Annotated in this window: 21 protein-coding genes and 1 tRNA gene; 12 read left to right on the forward strand and 10 right to left on the reverse strand. The window is 37.9% G+C overall.

All coding sequences use genetic code 11. The features are described from left to right. Nucleotides 1-60: 60 nt before the first annotated feature. Entirely contained in the window at nucleotides 61-723 is a 663-nt protein-coding gene (locus tag ACNR9Q_RS10615) for an endonuclease III domain-containing protein (protein ID WP_419211193.1), read from the reverse strand. A 54-nt stretch (nucleotides 724-777) separates the two neighbouring features. On the opposite strand from ACNR9Q_RS10615, the gene bcp reads away from it, so the two are divergent. Beyond that, on the forward strand, nucleotides 778-1,227 hold the full coding sequence (bcp, locus tag ACNR9Q_RS10620) for a thioredoxin-dependent thiol peroxidase (protein ID WP_419211194.1): 450 nt from the start codon (nucleotides 778-780) through the stop codon (nucleotides 1,225-1,227). A 77-nt stretch (nucleotides 1,228-1,304) separates the two neighbouring features. Here bcp and ACNR9Q_RS10625 read toward each other — a convergent pair whose 3' ends face one another. Further along, a complete protein-coding gene (locus ACNR9Q_RS10625; protein ID WP_419211195.1) occupies nucleotides 1,305-2,765 on the reverse strand; it encodes a TonB-dependent receptor in 1,461 nt (486 codons plus the stop codon). A gap of 170 nt (nucleotides 2,766-2,935) precedes the next feature. On the opposite strand from ACNR9Q_RS10625, the gene ACNR9Q_RS10630 reads away from it, so the two are divergent. Both ACNR9Q_RS10630 and ACNR9Q_RS10635 read left to right on the forward strand, forming a co-directional pair. Beyond that, on the forward strand, nucleotides 2,936-3,712 hold the full coding sequence (locus tag ACNR9Q_RS10630) for an MBL fold metallo-hydrolase (protein ID WP_419211196.1): 777 nt from the start codon (nucleotides 2,936-2,938) through the stop codon (nucleotides 3,710-3,712). 2 nt (nucleotides 3,713-3,714) lie between these two features. Next, entirely contained in the window at nucleotides 3,715-4,209 is a 495-nt protein-coding gene (locus ACNR9Q_RS10635; RefSeq protein WP_419211197.1) for a hydrolase, read from the forward strand. Here the strand turns inward: ACNR9Q_RS10635 and ACNR9Q_RS10640 are convergent. The 5 genes from ACNR9Q_RS10640 to ACNR9Q_RS10660 all read right to left on the reverse strand — a co-directional run bounded on the left by ACNR9Q_RS10640 (nucleotide 4,206) and on the right by ACNR9Q_RS10660 (nucleotide 9,514). Further along, complete coding sequence (locus tag ACNR9Q_RS10640) at nucleotides 4,206-4,865, reverse strand: alpha/beta hydrolase (protein WP_419211198.1); 660 nt, start codon at nucleotides 4,863-4,865, stop codon at nucleotides 4,206-4,208. The genes ACNR9Q_RS10635 and ACNR9Q_RS10640 overlap by 4 nt on opposite strands. 4 nt (nucleotides 4,866-4,869) lie before the next feature. After that, nucleotides 4,870-5,199, reverse strand: a complete 330-nt coding sequence (locus tag ACNR9Q_RS10645; RefSeq protein WP_419211199.1) for a hypothetical protein — start codon at nucleotides 5,197-5,199, stop codon at nucleotides 4,870-4,872. A gap of 2 nt (nucleotides 5,200-5,201) precedes the next feature. Beyond that, the gene (locus tag ACNR9Q_RS10650; RefSeq protein WP_419211200.1) at nucleotides 5,202-6,461 is read right to left on the reverse strand and encodes a dihydroorotase; all 1,260 of its coding nucleotides are present in this window, start codon (nucleotides 6,459-6,461) and stop codon (nucleotides 5,202-5,204) included. A 25-nt stretch (nucleotides 6,462-6,486) separates the two neighbouring features. After that, nucleotides 6,487-8,400: a BatA domain-containing protein gene (locus tag ACNR9Q_RS10655; protein ID WP_419211201.1), complete on the reverse strand. Its 1,914-nt coding sequence runs from the start codon at nucleotides 8,398-8,400 to the stop codon at nucleotides 6,487-6,489. Nucleotides 8,401-8,506: 106 nt separating this feature from the next. After that, nucleotides 8,507-9,514: a glycosyltransferase family 2 protein gene (locus tag ACNR9Q_RS10660; RefSeq protein WP_419211202.1), complete on the reverse strand. Its 1,008-nt coding sequence runs from the start codon at nucleotides 9,512-9,514 to the stop codon at nucleotides 8,507-8,509. Between the two features lie 146 nt (nucleotides 9,515-9,660). Between ACNR9Q_RS10660 and ACNR9Q_RS10665 the strand changes: the two genes are divergently transcribed. Further along, nucleotides 9,661-9,745 (forward strand) — tRNA-Ser (locus tag ACNR9Q_RS10665). A gap of 135 nt (nucleotides 9,746-9,880) precedes the next feature. Beyond that, on the forward strand, nucleotides 9,881-10,120 hold the full coding sequence (locus ACNR9Q_RS10670; protein ID WP_419211203.1) for a VOC family protein: 240 nt from the start codon (nucleotides 9,881-9,883) through the stop codon (nucleotides 10,118-10,120). Nucleotides 10,121-10,212: 92 nt separating this feature from the next. Here ACNR9Q_RS10670 and ACNR9Q_RS10675 read toward each other — a convergent pair whose 3' ends face one another. Further along, nucleotides 10,213-10,959, reverse strand: a complete 747-nt coding sequence (locus ACNR9Q_RS10675; protein ID WP_419211204.1) for an NUDIX hydrolase — start codon at nucleotides 10,957-10,959, stop codon at nucleotides 10,213-10,215. 108 nt (nucleotides 10,960-11,067) lie between these two features. Between ACNR9Q_RS10675 and ACNR9Q_RS10680 the strand changes: the two genes are divergently transcribed. Continuing rightward, nucleotides 11,068-13,803, forward strand: a complete 2,736-nt coding sequence (locus ACNR9Q_RS10680) for a PQQ-dependent sugar dehydrogenase (RefSeq protein ID WP_419211205.1) — start codon at nucleotides 11,068-11,070, stop codon at nucleotides 13,801-13,803. 29 nt (nucleotides 13,804-13,832) lie between these two features. After that, nucleotides 13,833-14,870 carry a sugar phosphate isomerase/epimerase family protein gene (locus ACNR9Q_RS10685; protein WP_419211206.1) on the forward strand — a complete coding sequence of 346 codons (1,038 nt, stop codon included), beginning with the start codon at nucleotides 13,833-13,835 and terminating at the stop codon, nucleotides 14,868-14,870. A 314-nt stretch (nucleotides 14,871-15,184) separates the two neighbouring features. On the opposite strand, the gene ACNR9Q_RS10690 is transcribed toward ACNR9Q_RS10685, so the two are convergent. Continuing rightward, nucleotides 15,185-15,538, reverse strand: coding sequence for a winged helix-turn-helix transcriptional regulator (locus ACNR9Q_RS10690; protein ID WP_419211207.1), 354 nt, complete (start codon nucleotides 15,536-15,538; stop codon nucleotides 15,185-15,187). A gap of 124 nt (nucleotides 15,539-15,662) precedes the next feature. On the opposite strand from ACNR9Q_RS10690, the gene ACNR9Q_RS10695 reads away from it, so the two are divergent. From ACNR9Q_RS10695 to ACNR9Q_RS10715, 5 genes are all read left to right on the forward strand, one after another. Then, the gene (locus ACNR9Q_RS10695) at nucleotides 15,663-16,457 is read left to right on the forward strand and encodes an SDR family oxidoreductase (protein WP_419211208.1); all 795 of its coding nucleotides are present in this window, start codon (nucleotides 15,663-15,665) and stop codon (nucleotides 16,455-16,457) included. A 29-nt stretch (nucleotides 16,458-16,486) separates the two neighbouring features. After that, complete coding sequence (locus ACNR9Q_RS10700) at nucleotides 16,487-16,801, forward strand: nuclear transport factor 2 family protein (protein ID WP_419211209.1); 315 nt, start codon at nucleotides 16,487-16,489, stop codon at nucleotides 16,799-16,801. A 61-nt stretch (nucleotides 16,802-16,862) separates the two neighbouring features. Further along, the gene (locus ACNR9Q_RS10705; protein ID WP_419211211.1) at nucleotides 16,863-17,024 is read left to right on the forward strand and encodes a hypothetical protein; all 162 of its coding nucleotides are present in this window, start codon (nucleotides 16,863-16,865) and stop codon (nucleotides 17,022-17,024) included. A 215-nt stretch (nucleotides 17,025-17,239) separates the two neighbouring features. Continuing rightward, nucleotides 17,240-17,632 carry a hypothetical protein gene (locus ACNR9Q_RS10710; RefSeq protein WP_419211212.1) on the forward strand — a complete coding sequence of 131 codons (393 nt, stop codon included), beginning with the start codon at nucleotides 17,240-17,242 and terminating at the stop codon, nucleotides 17,630-17,632. Between the two features lie 71 nt (nucleotides 17,633-17,703). Next, the gene (locus tag ACNR9Q_RS10715) at nucleotides 17,704-17,838 is read left to right on the forward strand and encodes a hypothetical protein (protein WP_419211213.1); all 135 of its coding nucleotides are present in this window, start codon (nucleotides 17,704-17,706) and stop codon (nucleotides 17,836-17,838) included. A gap of 76 nt (nucleotides 17,839-17,914) precedes the next feature. On the opposite strand, the gene ACNR9Q_RS10720 is transcribed toward ACNR9Q_RS10715, so the two are convergent. After that, a complete protein-coding gene (locus tag ACNR9Q_RS10720) occupies nucleotides 17,915-18,802 on the reverse strand; it encodes a type IX secretion system membrane protein PorP/SprF (protein WP_419211214.1) in 888 nt (295 codons plus the stop codon). Nucleotide 18,803 lies beyond the last annotated feature (1 nt).

An 18,803-nucleotide genomic window follows, 5' to 3' on the forward strand; every position in this document is an offset into this window, starting at 1 on the left:
TGAATTTGAGTACGAAGATTTAAGTTTCGAAACCTTTTTAAACTAGAAAAAGACCCGCAATTAGCGGGTCTTTTTCTTTTTATAATAGTCATCTAATACCGCCTTCCGACCGATAGTTTTGGTGATAATATCTTTATCTAGATTCCAACCTCTTGCAGGGGAATATTCTCTCCCATACCAGATCATTTGCAAATGAAGGTCGTTCCATAATTCCATCGGGAACAAGCGTTTAGCGTCTTTTTCGGTTTGAACCACATTTTTCCCGTTAGTAAAACCCCATCGAAACATCAATCTATGGATGTGGGTATCTACAGGAAACGCAGGAATTCCAAAGGCTTGGGAGACTACCACACTTGCCGTTTTATGCCCAACGGAAGGAAGTTCTTCTAAATATTCAAGTTCCTTAGGGACTTTACCATCATGTTTCTCAATCAGAATTTTTGAAAGACCATGAATACCTTTTGCTTTCATGGGTGACAAACCTACGGGCTTAATGATTTCCCTAATATCATCTACACTAAGTTTGACCATATCATAGGGATTATCCGCTTTTTCAAAGAGTAGGGGAGTAATCTGGTTTACCCGTACATCGGTACTTTGCGCCGACATTAATACTGCAATGAGAAGGGTATAGGGGTCTTTATGTTCCAAAGGAATCGGAATTACAGGATAGAGCTCTTGCAGTTTCGAAATAGTGAACGCTATTTTTTCGGCTTTCGTCATTAATTGTTTAATTTAGTTTTAAATATTTTAAACACAAATTTATTAAACTTACTTATGGATACGTTAAAAGTTGGTGATACAGTAGCTTCATTTTCAGCCAAAGATCAAAATGGCAATACAATCAGTTTATCTGATTATGCTGGGAAAAAATTAATCGTTTTTTTCTATCCAAAGGCAAATACTCCTGGTTGTACGGCAGAAGCCTGTAATTTAAGGGATAATTATAAAGAATTAAAAGAACAAGGTTATGAACTTTTAGGGGTTAGTGCAGATTCTGAAAAGAAACAAGCTAGTTTCAAGAATAAGTATGAGTTTCCATTTCCACTTTTAGCAGATGAAGACCATAAGGTTATTAATACATTTGGAGTTTGGGGACCTAAAAAGTTCATGGGTAGGGAGTATGACGGAATCCATAGAATGACTTTTGTCTTGGATGGTAATGCCAAGGTTACCAAAGTAATTGATAAGGTAAAGACAAAAGACCACGCTGCTCAATTATTGTAAACTAAAAAAGGCTAGAATATAAAAAGCGTCCAATATTTTGGACGCTTTTTATGTTTATTACTTCGTTGTAAATTTAACTACGCATCTTCTTCACTGGTTTCTAAAGTCTTTCTAGTGAAAAGATTTTTTTCTTTAATAATTTCTGCGATTCCTTCAGGCAGCATTTCTTCCCACCCTTCTTCATCGTTCATCAATTTCTTAAGCACATCCCTTGAGAAAATATGCATAATATCTGGTTCATAATCAATGATATCCATAACCTTACCATTATACTTGAAGAATTTATACAATTCTTTCATTCGTGGATGAACCTTAACATTATTACTGGTCATAATCTGACCCGTATCCGGATTTTTCATCGGATATAAATACACCTGAAGATCCTTGAAGAACAGTTTACCGAAGGCCTCAAGAATTCCGCCACTTAAATGACGATAATATTTTTCATCAAAAATATCGACTAGGTTGTTCACACCCATGGTAAGGCCGATTCTATTTTTGGTATAATTATTAAAATATTCTACCAATTTATAATACTCCTGAAATTTAGAGATCATTACCGAATGTCCTAAAGAACATAATAATTCGGCCCTGTCCATAAAATCTTGTTCGTCGATCTCTCCAGAGGCTTTTAAATTAGAAAGTGTAATTTCGAAAATGACGATGGTGTTGTTCTGGTCTACCTGCTTGTCCCTTATAAAAATATCGTAGGACTTTTCGAACATATCCAAATTAACCTTCGTTACCGGTCTAAAACTACCGCGCAAAGCCAAAATGTTCTTTTTATAAAGTACGGCTGCAGGCAGAAGGTTATTGCCATCTGGACCGAACATTACGGCGTCGGTCATATCATTTTTAATAAGCTGTAAGCTCATTAAGCGGTTGTCTACATCTTTAAAATTCGGTCCTGAAAAGTTGACCATATCAATTTCCAAGGTGTCTTTATCTATATGGTCATATAGATATTTCAACATTTTCTTCGGTTTATGGTACTTGTAAAAAGCGCCATAGATTAAGTTCACACCAAGGGTTCCAAGGGTTTCTTGTTGCAATCTTGCCTCATTTTGCTTAAAACGAATATGGAGGATGATTTCATCGAACTCCTTTTGTTTGGGGTCCAATTGATACCGTATACCCACCCAACCATGGCCTTTATATCGTTTTGAGAAGTCAATGGTAGCTACTGTATTGGCATAGGAGAAAAACAATCTGTCCGGATGGTTTTCACGACTGATACGTTCTTCCATCAATTGCATTTCGTGCGAAAGCATTGTTTTTAAGCGTGCTTGTGTGACATACCGGCCATCTTTCTCAATACCATAAATGGCATCACTAAAATCTTTGTCATAGGCACTCATCGCTTTGGCTATGGTACCAGATGCTCCACCAGATCTAAAGAAATGCCTTGCAGTTTCTTGACCCGCTCCTATCTCGGCAAAGGTTCCGTATATATCAGGATTCAGATTTATGCGTAAGGTCTTTGCTTTTATAGAGGGGATGTTCTCAAAGACACTATCTCTTTTTAATACGGAGGCCATTCTTTTTCAATTTTATTTTCAACAAAGTTATAAAGAATGGGCCTTTTAAAGGACAATAGCGGCAAAAAAATGGGATAAGTTTCACTTATCGTTTTTATTACTATTTAAATACGAAGATCTTATAATTTTCAAACCTTAATTTTATTAAAAAGAGATTAAATTTGCAGAACATGAAAGGCGATTTACGTGTTGTTTTTTTAGGAACGGGAACATCTCAGGGAATCCCGATAATTGGGAGTACACATCCGGTTTGTTTAAGCGATGATCCTAAGGACAAACGTCTTAGGGTTTCAGTACTACTTTCTTGGAAAGATTATAATTTCGTTATTGACTGTGGACCTGATTTTAGGCAACAAATGTTACGGCATAACATCAATAAAATCGACGGCATTTTATATACGCATGAACATTCTGATCATACGGCGGGTTTAGACGATATAAGACCGTTTTTTTTTAAACAGGGAGATATTCCTATTTACGCGCATAAAAGAGTCGTAAAATCCCTAAAAAAGAGATTCGATTATATTTTTGACGAGAAAAATAAATATCCTGGGGCACCATCGGTTCAAATTAATAGAGTTAAAAATAACAGACCTTTTTCTATTGGTGATAAAGAGGCTATTCCTATTAATGTACTCCATAATCGACTTCAGGTTTTTGGATATAGGGTAGGGGACTTCACCTACTTAACCGATGTCAAATCAGTTAAGGAAAAAGAAATTGAAAAGATAAAAGAGTGTTCTGTTCTGGTTGTGAACGCCTTACGTGTAGAGCCCCATCAGTCACATTTTAATTTAGAGGAAGCGCTTGATTTTGTAAAAAAAGTGAATCCAGAAAAAGCATACTTTACCCATATAAGTCATCTGTTAGGATTTCATGAGGAGGTCGAAAAGAACTTACCTGAAAATGTACATTTGGCCTTTGATAATTTAATCATTACCGTGTAACTATGAAAAGTAAAATATTTTTATACCTATTTATCTTTATGTCCCTTATCTGTTTATACCTTTTCGTAAGTAGTGGAAAAATGGTGGATGCCAATATGGAAAAAATCGGGAAATTGGAAGCTGAGATAGAATTACTAAAAGACTCCGTTCAAAAATCAACTGTAAAGGTGATGGACATGCAATATTTCTCCTTAGAAAATAATGATGATGCCTTGGCCTATTATGACCATTTGAATTTGGATAACATCGCCGGATATATTTCTGATAAGTTATTGGAAACCAATGAACATAAAGGTGATAATCCATTAATTCCTTATGAGGGAATGCAAAATGATTTTAAGATCAATAAGATTAAGGTGCTGAATCATAAATGGATATTGACCGATTTTTCAGATGGTAAATATTGGGGAGAATTATTGATTAAATATGAGTTAAAAGACGATTTGGGCATCGATTTTACCTTAATCGATCACTTGCTGTATACCCAAAGTAATTAAATTTTCTCGGCGATCCATTTTTTAAGGGAATAAAAGTTCTGTGGTACTACACCGTGCCCAGCGGGAAATTCCTCGTATACATAATCAATTCCAAGCCGTTTCAATAACTTAGGTGCTTTTCTGGCCCACTCCACGGGGATCACTTGGTCAACCTCACCGTGTGAACAGTAAAAACTTAGTTTACTCAAATCATTCTCACTATAGCCTTCCGATAGTATTTTTTCATTGATGTAGCCACTTAATGCAATGATATTATTTACCCTTTCTGGATAGGATAATGCAACCGCATAACTAAGTATAGTACCTTGACTGAACCCCAGTAAATTTACCTGATCCTTATCTAGGCCATAGGTATTGCAAGCTTCATCAATAAAAGTGACAATTTTGTTGCGTGATTCAATAGCTTGATCGTCATCGCTCCATTTTCCCTTTTCAGCGTCGAAATTTATAGCGTACCAAGCATAACCATATGGCTGTAGGTCATAAGGGGCACGTACGGCAATTATACACAGCTCTTCGGGTAGCTCGGGAGCAAACGAAAAAAGATCTTCTTCATTGCTTCCATACCCATGAAGCAAAAAAAGCACAGGAGGTTTTTTGTTGGTAAGAGTAGAGGGTTTAATGATATGTTCTAAAGATAGGGGAGCTGTAGTCATTGATTTATTGAATAAAAGTGAACCATTTTTGAAAGTAGGACCCTACCGCAGGAACCAATTGTTCTTTGTTGCTTAATGCCCCTAAAAAGCCGTAAACCCAAAGAACAATATAGCAAAGGTACAAACCATATAGAGCATATTCATTGAACCAAACACTTGAAAAAATGGCGAAACCATGAAACATTAAATGAAGCCCGAAAGCCTGTCTCGTATGAAATCTTGCAAATGAATGTTTGGGTTCCATATTCATAGATAAAGCAATAATCGCCCCTACAATGGTTAAGTAGGCAATAATGGCCGTCGTTTTTCCCGGAATACTTTCGGTATTCTCCATAATTAGTTGTTTAGAACCAGTTGATTGTTTGCAATGGTTCCTAGAACTTTTCCTTTCATTGGTTTTCCAAGTGCCAGTGCATTTTTAGAAGTGCTGAATATATTAGATTCGGTAAATTCATATTCGCTCATAGGCTCAAAAAGAGTCAGGTTGGCCGGTTGACCAACTTCTAACTTGGGGGTTTCCATTCCGAAAATAGTTCTTCCTTTTGTCAATAGAGCAATACTTTCTTCAAGACCAAGTAGACCGTTCAGCATGCCGAAGGTACTTTCTAAACCTATTGTTCCAAAGTCGGCATTATCAAATTCAACATGTTTTAGTTCTATGTTCAAGGGTTTATGGTCCGATGTGACTAAGTCAATGGTTCCATTACTAACACCTTTTAAAAGAGCCTTTGTGTCAGCTGCAGTCCTTAGGGGTGGTATTACTTTATATTGTGTGTCAAATTCCTCAAGGGCCGCATCTGTGGTGTTGAGATTATGTGCCGCAACACTACAGAAGACCTGTAGCCCTTTCTTTTTGGCTTCTGCAATCAGTTTTACGGAATTTGCCGTGGATATGGTCGGGATGAATAATTTACCTCCTGTATATTCCAATATAAAAAGATCTCGTGAAATCTGGAGTTCTTCTGCAAGTGCAGGAATACCTTTTAATCCTAATCGTGTACTGGTGATACCTTCATTAACGATGCCTTTTCCAGAAATACTTTTATCCATCGGAAAAGAGAAAATCAATCCGTTAAAATTCTGCGCATATTGTAACGCAATTTTTAAAAGATTAGCATTAGTTATGGCATGTTTGTAGTCATAGAACCCCACCGCACCGGCATTTTTCATGTCGAATAACTCAGCAAGGGCTTGACCATCACCTTTTACCGTGAGGTTTCCTAGCGGATACAGATTTGTTAAATGTTCTTTTGCCGCATTCTTAAAAAATATAATATCCGAGGATGAATCTGGGGTCGGGTTACTACTTGTGTTCAGAATAATATCGGTAAAGCCACTTTTGGCAGCGGTTTGTAAGCCGTTATTAATGGTCTCCCGCTCCTCGTAGCCAGGTTCCCCAAAACTGACCCCACTATCGAACCAACCTACAGAAACGTGAAGGTCCTTTTGCGCGATAACTTTCGTTTTTGCGGAAGGCTCCACAGAAGATTCAATCGCATCAATAACTCCATTTTTAATAAGAATATCCCTTTTTTTAAGGTGAAGGTCCTTGGTACTCCCATTTACTATCGTAACCGATTTTAAAAGTATATTCATAGGGTTATGGGTAGTTGTTTATCGTTTATTTTAAGAATCTTTGAAGTAACATTTCTATAAAAACAAATGCCAGTGCTAAAATAGCAAACCATTTCCAAAACTCATTTATAGCGTTTGATATTTGACTTTCCTGAAAGAAATTTGATAATGAATAATTGGTATGCTCAGCGGGAAGTTGAGCGTATAGTAACTCACTTTCTTTTCTATTATCATTAAAACTAATATTGCGGATTATATTGTTGTTGTGCGTAATAGCATAAATACCAGCTTCTGTAGGATTTTCAATAAAGGTGAGTTTTACTTTCTTGGGGAGTATCTGTTGTTGGGGAATAAACTCATTTTCTTCTTTAGATATTTTAACGATATCATCCTGTTGTAAACTGATAGGCACCTCTATTTCTGTTTCATTACCAAGACTGGCATACAAGGGAGGTAATTTTAAACTGTTCACCCCCATATTGTAAAATGTAGGAACGATCAATGGGGAATTTTTGAAATTGGAATTATCGCTCGCAAGTGGCGCAGCAAAAAAATAAGCACTGGAATTTCCCACTAAAAAAGGTTCTTTATTTTGAAATTCAATGGCTACGGGTAAATCAGTTTCCATTTTGTACCGTTCTTTTACAGTAGGAAATTGAAAATTAGCTACTTTCTTATCGAATACATTCTCGAATAGGGGATGTTCTGTTTTGATGGTTGAAATTGCCATGTTTTGGACCACCGCGTTAACATATTGACTATTACCATATAAGGATGTCAGTTGATTGTAAGAAGTAAAGTCTGCATCAATTGCGGGAATAACAACAAAACTTCCTCCACTAGTTACAAATGCGTTCAAGGATGTGATAAGCGATGTGGGAATAATTAAAAGTTCATTTAACACCACTAGATTTTGATCATCAAGCTTACTGTAATTCAATTGGCCTAATGTACTCGATGAATGGTCAAACTCGTCATTTGAAAATATTCGCATGAGGAAATCATCTGAAGAAGTGCCGATACTCAAAACTTTAATTTTTGACTTTTCATCAATATTAAAATAAAATTGATTGTCATAATTCAACCCGTTATCGGTTAGTGCGACTTTACCTAAAATTACTTCTTTGGCGTTAACGGTAAATCTGACTTCGGCAGTTTTATTAGAATCAAATTTCGCCGCTGTTTTAGCGATTAGTTCAGTACCGTTAAATAGTGATACTGGTAGCGTTTCCTCTGTGGTATTGGTTGAAATTATGGCTACTACTTCTATGGTTTCACTGGTTCTATTATCAACGAAAACGGAATCAATGGAAGTGTTTAATATTTCAGTTTTAAAAGGTTTGATAAAATGAAGGTTGAAATCACTCATCGTGTCTTTTGGAACGTTTCCCATACGTTGTTGAAAATCAGAGATAAGAACAAGGTTTCTTTGAACTCCGGTAGTATTTGAAAAATACGTATTCCCTTTTAAAATTATTTCAGGAATATCTAGCTGATCTGAGGTTACGGTAAGGTCGAGTAATTCATTTTGAACATCCTTTATTTCCACATCCTTGAAAACTTTTGTGTTCGTAAACAAGGTGAACCGTTGATCTTTTGGAATCTCTTGAATGAATTCCTGTACACTATTTTTAAAAACGTTTCCATTTTCGGTTTGACCGTTCATACTATAGGAATCATCTAAATAGAAGACTGTTTCCTTGCTTTGTAGGGCAGCTTCGTTGGCAATGAAAGGTTGTGCGAATGCAATAACAAGTGCTGTCAGTAATGCTAATCTTGTAGCTAATAATAACCACTTTTTTAGGGTACTACTTTTTCTGGACTCTGCAACTACCTGTTTTAAGAACTTAACGTTGGTAAATGGGGTTTTCTTGAATCGACGTAATTGAAATAAATGGATTATAATCGGAATGAGTAGAAGAAAAAGACCCCAAAGAATTTCTGGATATTTAAATTGCATTCCTGTTTTTGATTAGCTCAAAGATAATTATTTTGATTGTAGAAGCTCACCGGTTTACTACTAATATTTTGTTGCCGTCTGCCTTATGAAATAGAGGGAATTCAAGTTAACAGAAGAAATAATAATCGGTTGCTAAAGTTTGCCCTAATTTTTTAAAATAAGCTTTGATGAAAAGTTGTTCGTTTTCATTGGCAACGGTAATGATACTTCGCGTGCTAACCATTTTTTCTAATTCTGTATAATGAGCAAGACGAATGCCATAGATGTCTTTACCTATTTTCTTAGGGTTATCACAAATCCATTTAAAGGGTATCTTTAAATCTAGTAATGTTTTTGCGATCTCCTTTCCTTTTTTACCAGCGCCCCAAATCACCAAGGTTTTAGAAGGGCAGTGTTCCAATTTCAAGAAGTAGTGCAGTTTAATGTCCAGAAAGTAATTTTGTGCATAGTGTTCGCTGGTACGTGAGGTACGTGTTTGGTAGTCTCGCCAATAGTGGAGAATTCTGTTACAAGGGATACAGGTTAAGCCTTGTTCATAAAAACGGAATGCGAGGTCATAATCTTCTGGATACCGATTCGATTCAAAAGCGCCACAATTATCCAAATCGGACCGGTGGACCATCCAACAGGGGGAAGGAATGACACATTCCTTATAAATTTCTTTATAATTGGTTCCGTTAACCGTGAGGTTGTTCAACCATATCTCATATTTCCGGTAACCGTCATTTACACCGTTTTCGGCAAAATAATGGACTTGGCCTATGGCAATTGAGCCCTTACCTTCTTTCGATAACGAATTGGCCATGGTGCTTAATCGATCAACACTCATATGGTCATCGGCATCCATTCTTGTAATCAATGCGCCTTTGCTTTGCGCGTAAGCTAATCGTAGTGCAGATATAATTCCTGATTCTGTATTTGAAAGTAGTTTGATCCGATTATCGAAACGGGTAAAACGTTTTGCGATTTCGAAGCTAGCATCTTCAGAATGATCATTTACCGCAAGAACCTCCCAGTTTTCATAGGCTTGATTACATATAGAAGTAAGGCACTGTTCAAAATAATCTTCTACATTTTTATACGGAATCAAAATACTTATTAGCGGATTTGACATGAGGGTAAGTTAGTTAAAAACTAAATTCTGTACTTTGTACAATGCTGTAAAGATATAGGGTAAAATAAATTAAGAAAAGACTTTCTCACATAAGAAAACCTTTCTATATTTGCACCCGCATTCAGGGAATACCTGATGAGACACTTGGAGAAATGGCAGAGTGGTCGAATGCGGCAGTCTTGAAAACTGTTGAGGGTCACACCTCCGGGGGTTCGAATCCCTCTTTCTCCGCAGAAAAGCCCCGTAAGCTAATGTTTATGGGGCTTTATTTTTTTAGTTGGCATTATCGTTGACAGTTCTCACATTTTAGTTTTTTCTTCAAGAAATACATTTGAGATTTTGGTGAACGAAAACAACCAACAAATTTTGTCATTACATAAATGGAGTATTCACGGACATCCCACATTGTCCGACCCGAAATTAAAAGTTGGAAACGGCCTGATTTTATATTTTGTAGTGGATGACCTGAACCTCATTTGGGAAAAAGCAAAAAAACTGAATGTTAAAATCGAGGAAGAACTTCATTTGAATTCGAATTCTGGACGAAGAGAATTTTCAGTTAGAGATATAGATGATTATTATGTTTCAATTTGCACTGATAAATGATGATTAATATTTTTGAACAAATTTGCGGCAATAAATAAAAATTTAAAAAAGGGGGGAATTTTAGGTATAGGCCGAGGTTTGTAAAAATATCCTTAAAACCCCATTCCGGCCTCCAGTGCCTTTTCGTATTTCGATTGGTCAAAACGATATAGATTGGGGGATTTGTTTGCCAATCCGGTTCTTTTTTCGTCCAATTTGACCAGAAAATCCTGCTTGGTTATTTGTTTATAAAAGTTTCGCCTGTCAAACGTCTTATCTAGAACAGACTCATATAATTTTTGAATTTCGGCCAAGGTAAATTTGTCGGGTAGAAGATTGCCGATAGGTTGAAATTTTATTTCCCTTCGCAATTTTTTTATAGCCAAGTTTATCATTTCATTATGATCAAACAATAATAATGGAATTTCATTCAATTCCATCCAGCGACATTCGTCCGTATATTCATCCGGGATTGCGATCACTTTGTTAAGGTCCAAGAGAGCATAATATCCAACGGACAAAACTCTATTGTTTATCTGAATCTTGGACAAATCTTCCCCTATAGATTTTTCAATTAGTTTTGTCGTTTCCAATTCATCGTAGTGTACAAATCGGTTGATTTCTCCAAATACATTAAATTGTTGTAGAAAGACTTCTTTAAGACCTACTCTCTCCTGCAGTATTCTTTCGGCCGCGGCATTCAATGCTTCCATTTTCCTGATTCTTCCACCTGGCAAGCTCCAATAATCAATATTCTTCCATTTAGATAAAAGTACCTTAAGCGTTGAGCCATCAAAGCCGAAAATCACGCAATCAACGGAAACTTCTTTCAGGCAATTTTCCAAATACGCTACAATCATAAATTCAAAAATATTTGTGCGTAACTTGTACGCATTAAAAAAAACAGTATGTTTGTGTTCAAAATACACACAAAGCTATGTATTCTATTACATATTAAATCATGTTCAATGAAAAAATCATTATTATCCTTACTGATATCCTTTTCTTCTGCACTAATGTACGGTCAAATCCAACCCGAGGAGAATCGATTTAAAAAAGTGGTTCTGGTCGAAAACCTGAACGAGCCCATGGAAATGGCGGTTCTTCCCAATGAGGATGTCCTTTTTATTGAAAGACATGGTTCCGTTAAACTTTTTGAGAACCTTACCCAGAAGACAACCGAAATTGCAAATATTGAGGTAAGTACAAAATATACGGATCCCGAGAATGGTACTCAATCGGAAGCCGAAGATGGACTTTTAGGACTTTCAATAGATCCTGATTTTGATGAAAATCGATGGGTGTACCTATACTATTCCCCAGCTGGAAATGACCCCAATAATATTCTGGCCCGCTATAAATTTACTGATAAACGACTGAATTTAAAAAGCCAACAAGTACTATTGGAGATACCCACCCAGCGTACCCATTGTTGTCATACCGGTGGCTCAATAGATTGGGACGCCAATGGAAACCTCTATCTTTCTACAGGTGACAATACCAGCCCCAGGGAATCTGATGGCTATTCCCCTATTGATGAACGTATAGGACGTTCTGCCTTTGACGCACAAAGAACTGCTGCCAACACGAATGACCTAAGAGGTAAAATTCTTCGAATCCATCCAGAAGCCGATGGCAGTTATACCATCCCTGAAGGAAATCTTTTCCAAAAAGGAACACCAAAAACAAGACCGGAAATATACACTATGGGACACCGAAACCCTTTTCGTATTTCAGTCGACAAAAAAAATGGGTTTTTGTATTGGGGAGATGTAGGTCCGGATGCCGGTAAGGATTCTATCGGTAGGGGGCCGGCGGCAGAAGATGAGTTCGGGCAGGCCCGAAAAGCAGGCAACTTTGGGTGGCCCTATTTTGTTGGAAACAATAAACCCTTTTGGGGTTTTGATTTTGAAACAAATATCTCCGGAGAAAAGTTTGACCCCGAGAAACCCAAAAATGATTCTCCCAATAATACCGGTCTGACAGAACTTCCTCCTGCTGAAAAGGCCTTTATCTGGTATCCGACTACACCATCCAAGCGATTTCCAGCACTTGGAAGCGGAGGTAAGAGCGCCATGGCCGGGCCTGTATATTATAAGGATGAATTTCCGAATGCCGAACGACCTTTTCCTGACTATTATAACAACAGACTTTTTATTTATGAATGGATGCGCGATTGGATCATTACGGTTAAAATGAACTCAAAAGGTGACTATGCCCGTATGGAAAGGTTCTTGCCAAACCTGAAACTAGACCACCCTATTGATATGACCTTTGGACCCAATGGGGATTTATATATTCTTGAATATGGACAGGGTTGGTTTATGGGAAATCCCGAATCCAAATTGGTAAGGATAGAATATAACGGTGGTAACAGAAAACCAATAGTAATAGCATCCGCCGACAAATTAGCTGGTGCTGTCCCCTTACAAGTGCAATTTTCTTCAAATGGAACCTTGGATTATGATAAGGACAGCCTAAATTATGAATGGGTAATACGGGACAGGTTAAATAATTTTATCGCTAAACTATCCGAAGCAAACCCTTCCTTTGCTTTTGACACCATAGGAAACTATAAAGCTACCCTGACGGTAACCGACACGGAAGGTAACCAAGATACCGAAGAACTATCTATTGCTGCTGGAAACGAACCACCTGTAGTCAATTTGAATCTAACGGAAGGGAACAAAACTTTTTTCTTTCCGGGTAAATCCATCAAATACAGGGTAGATGTCAGTGATCAGGAGGACGGCAGTCTCGAAAAGAAGACCATTGAACCAAATAGGGTTAAAATTAGTGCCCATTACCAAGACGCTCTCAACAACACTCCCCCATCACAAGGTCATCAAAAAGCTCCCATTACCTATACCGCAGGTAAAAGCCTTATGGAAAAAAGTGATTGTAGGGCCTGTCATTTTGTAGATAAAAAATCGATAGGGCCGGCATTTACATCCATTGCAAAAAAATATAGTTCTAATTCCAAAGCAATGGATTATTTGTCGAACAAAATTATTAAAGGGGGTTCTGGAGTATGGGGCGATGTTGCCATGAACGCCCATCCCACGATAGGATTGCCCGAAGCGGAGCAGATTGTACAATATATATTGAGTTTGGATAAACCGAAAAACGTTGCGGCTACTATGCCGACAGAAGGTGCTCTTAACATTAAGTTGCCCGAGGGAGCGGATGCCCAAAAAGGTGTATATCGGCTTTGGGCCAGTTACACCGACAAAGGGTCCAATGGTATGCCGCCATTGACGGACTCTGAATCTATCATTTTGAACAATCCGACCCTTATAATGGGTGATGCGGATGAGGCATCCAATGAAAACATGAATTTTAAAATGGGTGAGATGAATTTACTCATCGTAACAAATCCAAATACGTTTGCCATGTATAAAAGCATTGATTTAAGCCATATCCAATCCATGGCCATGATCGTAGCGGCCCCCATAAAGCAACTTAATTCCAATGGGGGAACTATAGAAGTACACATCAATACGGTAGACGGTCCATTATTAGGGAAAACAGAATTCATTGAACCTTCAGATGATGATGTATTTTCAACGACAAAACCACCCGCTCCCATTATGGTGCCAATATCTCCCACGATGGGTTTACATGACATTTATTTTGTCTTTAAGAATGAAAAGACCGATGGAGCTCTGTTCGTACCTATTTCGGTCACTTTTATACCCCAATAAACACCCTTAACTTTTAAAGTATAAAGAATATGAAAACAACACGTCGTAAATTTTTAGGTCAGCTAGGAGCGACCACAGCCGGTCTTGGCTTAAGCACTTTAATACCCCAGTCATTATTTCCAATGGGAAGGGACAACAAGTTCGGTTTTGAAATCTCCTTAGGTGAATTTTCGTTCGCATCGGAGCTTTATTCCGGAAAAATGACCAACATGGATTTTCCCGCAAGGGCAAAAGAGGTTCATGATATAACCGTATTGGAGTACGTTTCCGGTTTTTTCAACGGCAAGCATACCGATGCAGGGTACATGAAAGAGTTAAAGCAACGTTGTGATGATTTGGGCATGTTGAACCATCTTATTATGGTAGATGGTGCAAATATTACCTCCATTAATGACAAGGAACGAAATGCCGCTGTAGAAGGCCATTTTGAATGGGTTGAGGCTGCCAAGTATTTGGGTTGCACCTCCATAAGGGTAAATTTAGGGGATGCTATGGGTGCATTGACCGGAAAGGTTGAACCCGGAACTCCAGAAGAAATAGCTAGTGCGGCCGTAGATGGTTATGGAAAACTATTGGATTTTGCAGCTAAAGAAAATATAAATGTTATTGTTGAGAACCATTTTGGTAATTCTACGAATGCTGATTGGTTAGTAGGAATAATGACACAGCTTGACCAAAAGAACAAGGGTTTCCTACCTGATTTCGGTAATTTTTGCGCGGAGCGAACGGCAGCTAAAAGCATGGATTTTAAGGACTTGATTAGTACTAAATGCCTAAAGGAATATGATAAATACGAAGGTGTCTCCAAAATGATGCCGTATACCAAAGGAATTTCTGCCAAGACACATAGGTTCAATGATGAGGGATATGATCTTGAAACAGATTTTATTAAAATGTTCACTATCATAAAAGATTCCGGATGGACCGATGGGTATGTGGGTATTGAATATGAAGGCGGCCTAATGCGTGATATGGGCGGAGACATGAGCTTTTTGTCCAACGACGATGGCGTAAGGGCTACAAAGTTGCTTTTGGAAGAGGTATTAGAAAAATTGGGGAAGGAATAAAATGATAAATTTTTGAATTATTACTTTCTTTTAAAACTGAAATTAAATAAGGTCGATTTTAGTCGTTAGAATTCAGCCAAGGGTGCTCAGGGCATGGTGTGAATCCAATTGGTTTATGGATTAAAAGGGATATGCTCAAAATCACCAATGTTATTTTTGAAGTCTTTCCTGTTTTTCGGACAGTATAAAAACCAACTATTTTTATATCCTGTAGAATATCATCAATTACAGAATCTCTTACTTAACTAATCTCGTAAATTGAATCGATGAAGAAAGTTAGGTAAACCCCTATCGCGGTATTTGACAAACAAATTTCAAGAACCTTTTGAAATCAATGACCGCAATCTCTCCTCATTTTTGTCACCCCAATCGCCCAAGACCGAAATCACGGGAATCAATGTTTTTCCGAACTCGGTTAGCGAATATTCCACTTTAGGGGGCACTACCGGATAGATTTTTTTTGAAATTAATTCGTGACTTTCCAATTCCTTCAATTGTATATTTAGAACCCTTCTGGAAGCGTCGGGTATTTTACGCTGCAGTTGACTTGGACGTAGATGTCCTTCATTGATAAACCATAACAACCGTATTTTCCATTTACCATACAGCACTTCCCCAATTAGATCAAGGCCACAATTAAGGTTCAAAGGAATTTTTCTTTCATACATATACCAAAAATAATTCAATGTTCCAAAACGTACAATAGGGGATAAATTTATCCCTAGGCAATTCGATTTTCCGTACTTGTGAGAACTGTACATAAGTCTGTACTTTGACTTAAATATTTAACCAATGGAACATATCATAAATTTTAATAATGAGTTAGCAGGTAAAACTGCACTGGTTACGGGAGGCACAAAAGGAACAGGGAAAGCGATTGCAGAACGACTAATAACTGCCGGTGCAACAGTAATTATAACAGCAAGAAATACACCTGAAGAACCAAACGAAAACCTTCACTTTATTTCGGCCGACTTAAGTCATAATAAAGGGACTGAAAAATTGGTAGCTGAAGTACTCAAACAATACGGCAGCTTAGATATTTTAATAAATAACCTAGGTGGTTCTGAAACTAAAGGCGGTGGCTTTGCAGTTTTGAGTAATACCGATTGGGAGGAAACCCTTCAAACCAATTTATTAGCTCCCGTACGTTTGGACAGAGGCTTTTTACCTAAAATGATAGAACAAAACAGTGGTGTAATTATCCATATTGGCTCCATTCAAGCCAAGTTGCCTTTGTATGATTCTACTTTGCCCTATGCAGCTGCAAAAGCAGGCTTGGTCAACTACAGCAAAAGTCTTTCTAACGAAGTTGCATCAAAGGGAGTAAGGGTATTAACTGTTTCCCCTGGTTGGATAATGACAACATCTTCCGAAAAAATGATGGAACGTATTGCAGAAAGCTCAAATAGTACAGTTGAAGAAGCTAAACAAAGCGTGATGGATGCCTTGGGCGGAATACCTATTGGCAGACCGGCACAACCTGAAGAAATTGCCGAATTGGTTGGGTTTTTAGTTTCGCCAAGGGCCAATTATTTAACAGGAACAGAGTTCGTAATAGATGGCGGAACCATTCCGACCATTTAATTTCCATAATCCTTAAAAAAATCAATAAAATGAACTTACCAGAAGTAATATCGGATTTAGTAAAAGCACAGGACAGTTTTGACAGCAGAGGGTATGCTAATTGTTTTACCGAGACCGCAGTAGTTTTTGACGAAGGGAGAACATACACTGGAAAAGGGGAAATTAAAAATTGGATCGAAAAAGCTAATAGCGAATATAAAGTGACAATGAAGCCTCTTGAATATTCGGACGGTGAAAAAACTTTGAAGGCTGAAATATCGGGTAGTTTCCCTGGAAGTCCGGTCGTGTTGACCTATCGTTATGAATTCAAAAACGACCTAATCCAGTCTTTGAAAATTGTCTAATACTTCAAATATAATCGGCACATTTAGAAAAATATGCTAAAAGAATTTTCATATAAACAATTTGGTAAATCAGAATTCAGCCGTAAAAGAAGAGGTCATTACTTCGATAGATGACCATATCAAGACTTTATTTATACCAAAGAAATCAATTATCCAAGTTGATTTTCAAGAATTCAAAATGGATATGGATGCGTTATTGCTTATCAATCCAAAAGTAGTTTAAAGCCATGCGAAACCCTCGAGGGACATTTAATACACTTCAATAGGGATTTTTATTGCATTCAAACTTACGATCAAGAAGTAGCTTGTGATGGTATTCTTTATAACAATGTCTTTGAAATACCTTTTCCTAACGCTTCGCCCTCTTCTAGGGCGACAGGAAAATATAGATCTATAAAACACCATAAATTCAAATTCCCGGTTGGTGGGATGTGCAAAATGTTCAAGGTAAGTAAAAGTGGGTATTATTATTGGTTGGTCAGGGAGCCATCAAAGAGGTGGTGCGAGAACGAGGCCATATCATTGGCTATCCGTGATATTTTCAAAGATGGCTTTGAGAGTTATGGGGGACCTGGGATCATCCAATGGCACCCAAATATCCTGAACCGGAACTTTACGGTATCCCGAGAGAACCAGGTTCGGATGTCCGATATGACCTATATACGGACAACACCATTGATCCAACTTGGAACATGGCGGGGTAGCAAAGGTCCATTACGGAAGAACCCATATTCCATTAGGACAGGGGGTCACGATATGCCAGTTATGGATACACCGATATCATTAAAAGTTATGATGGGCCGCAGAATAAAGTATGGACAGGAAGGGTAATTGTCGGGACAATGCAGTGGCCTAAAGTTTTTTTAAGGGCTTGAAAGTGGAACGGGAGTAAGAACCCAGGTATGACCACAGATTTGAAGCCGGACTTTCCGTCTTTCGATGGATGGGGGGGTGGTATAACAGAAGAAGGGTACACCCCACTTTGGGGCATAGAACAATGGAAGAATTTGAAACCGAAACGTCTAATCAAAAAATAGCAGCATGACCCTTAACTAAATGTCCACTTTTTTGTTGCAAGTCCATCCAAGGACTTGTCAAAGAACCCATATAAATCTATAGTACAAATTTTAAGAAAATCTCATGAGTGCCATTATTACTGTGAATCAATGTAGAGTTTAGGGAGGCCTCGTAGGCGTATCCTATATGGATGCTATTCACGAGGTCTAGGACGACGAAACCTGAGAATCCCTCATCCAACCGATATGCCGCACCAAATTCAAAACTTTCGTTATAGTTCAAGGCAAGTGTTGCGTCAACCGATAGGGGAGAACCCTCAACATATCTTAGCATGGTTGATGGTTTTAAAATCAGATTTTCATTTATAGTATGATCATATGCGGCCATAAGGTAGGTATGGATTTTGTTGCGCCCCAATTTTGCCAGTCCGCCATCTTGCTCTAACCGTTTCGGTTTTAATATTTTGGGCACCGATAACGAAAGGGAGAGCTTCCTGCTATGGAAGTAAACTCCTGTTCCAACGTTTGGAGTGATACCTCCGTTTATGTTCATCAAAGATGGGTCAGATTGAATTCCATAGGTCATAAGCCCATCTGTATTGGCATTATACGAATTACCCGAAGCCTTCAACCCAAAGTACATATTGGTGTAATCGTTCCACTGAATTTTATAGGAAAAATCGATAGCTATCGAGGTCTGTGTTTCTATAAAAGTCTTGTCGTTTACAATACTGACTCCCAGCCCGACATTCTTGCCCATATAGGTACTTGCCATAAGACTTTGTGTTTCAGGAGCTCCCTGTACTCCAGACCATTGGCTTCTAATATTCGCTCCAAATTCTGTTCTTTCCTCGGCTCCTGCGTACGCCGGATTCACAAAATTCATGTTATACCTATACAATATATAACTGGGGTCTTGCTGCGCCTTTGTACTACAAATACCTATAAATAGGGTGATAAGAAAATAAATATTCCTAGTTCTCATG

The sequence above is a fragment of the Maribacter sp. X9 genome (genome assembly GCF_048537565.1).
In the GTDB taxonomy this organism is placed as follows: domain Bacteria; phylum Bacteroidota; class Bacteroidia; order Flavobacteriales; family Flavobacteriaceae; genus Maribacter.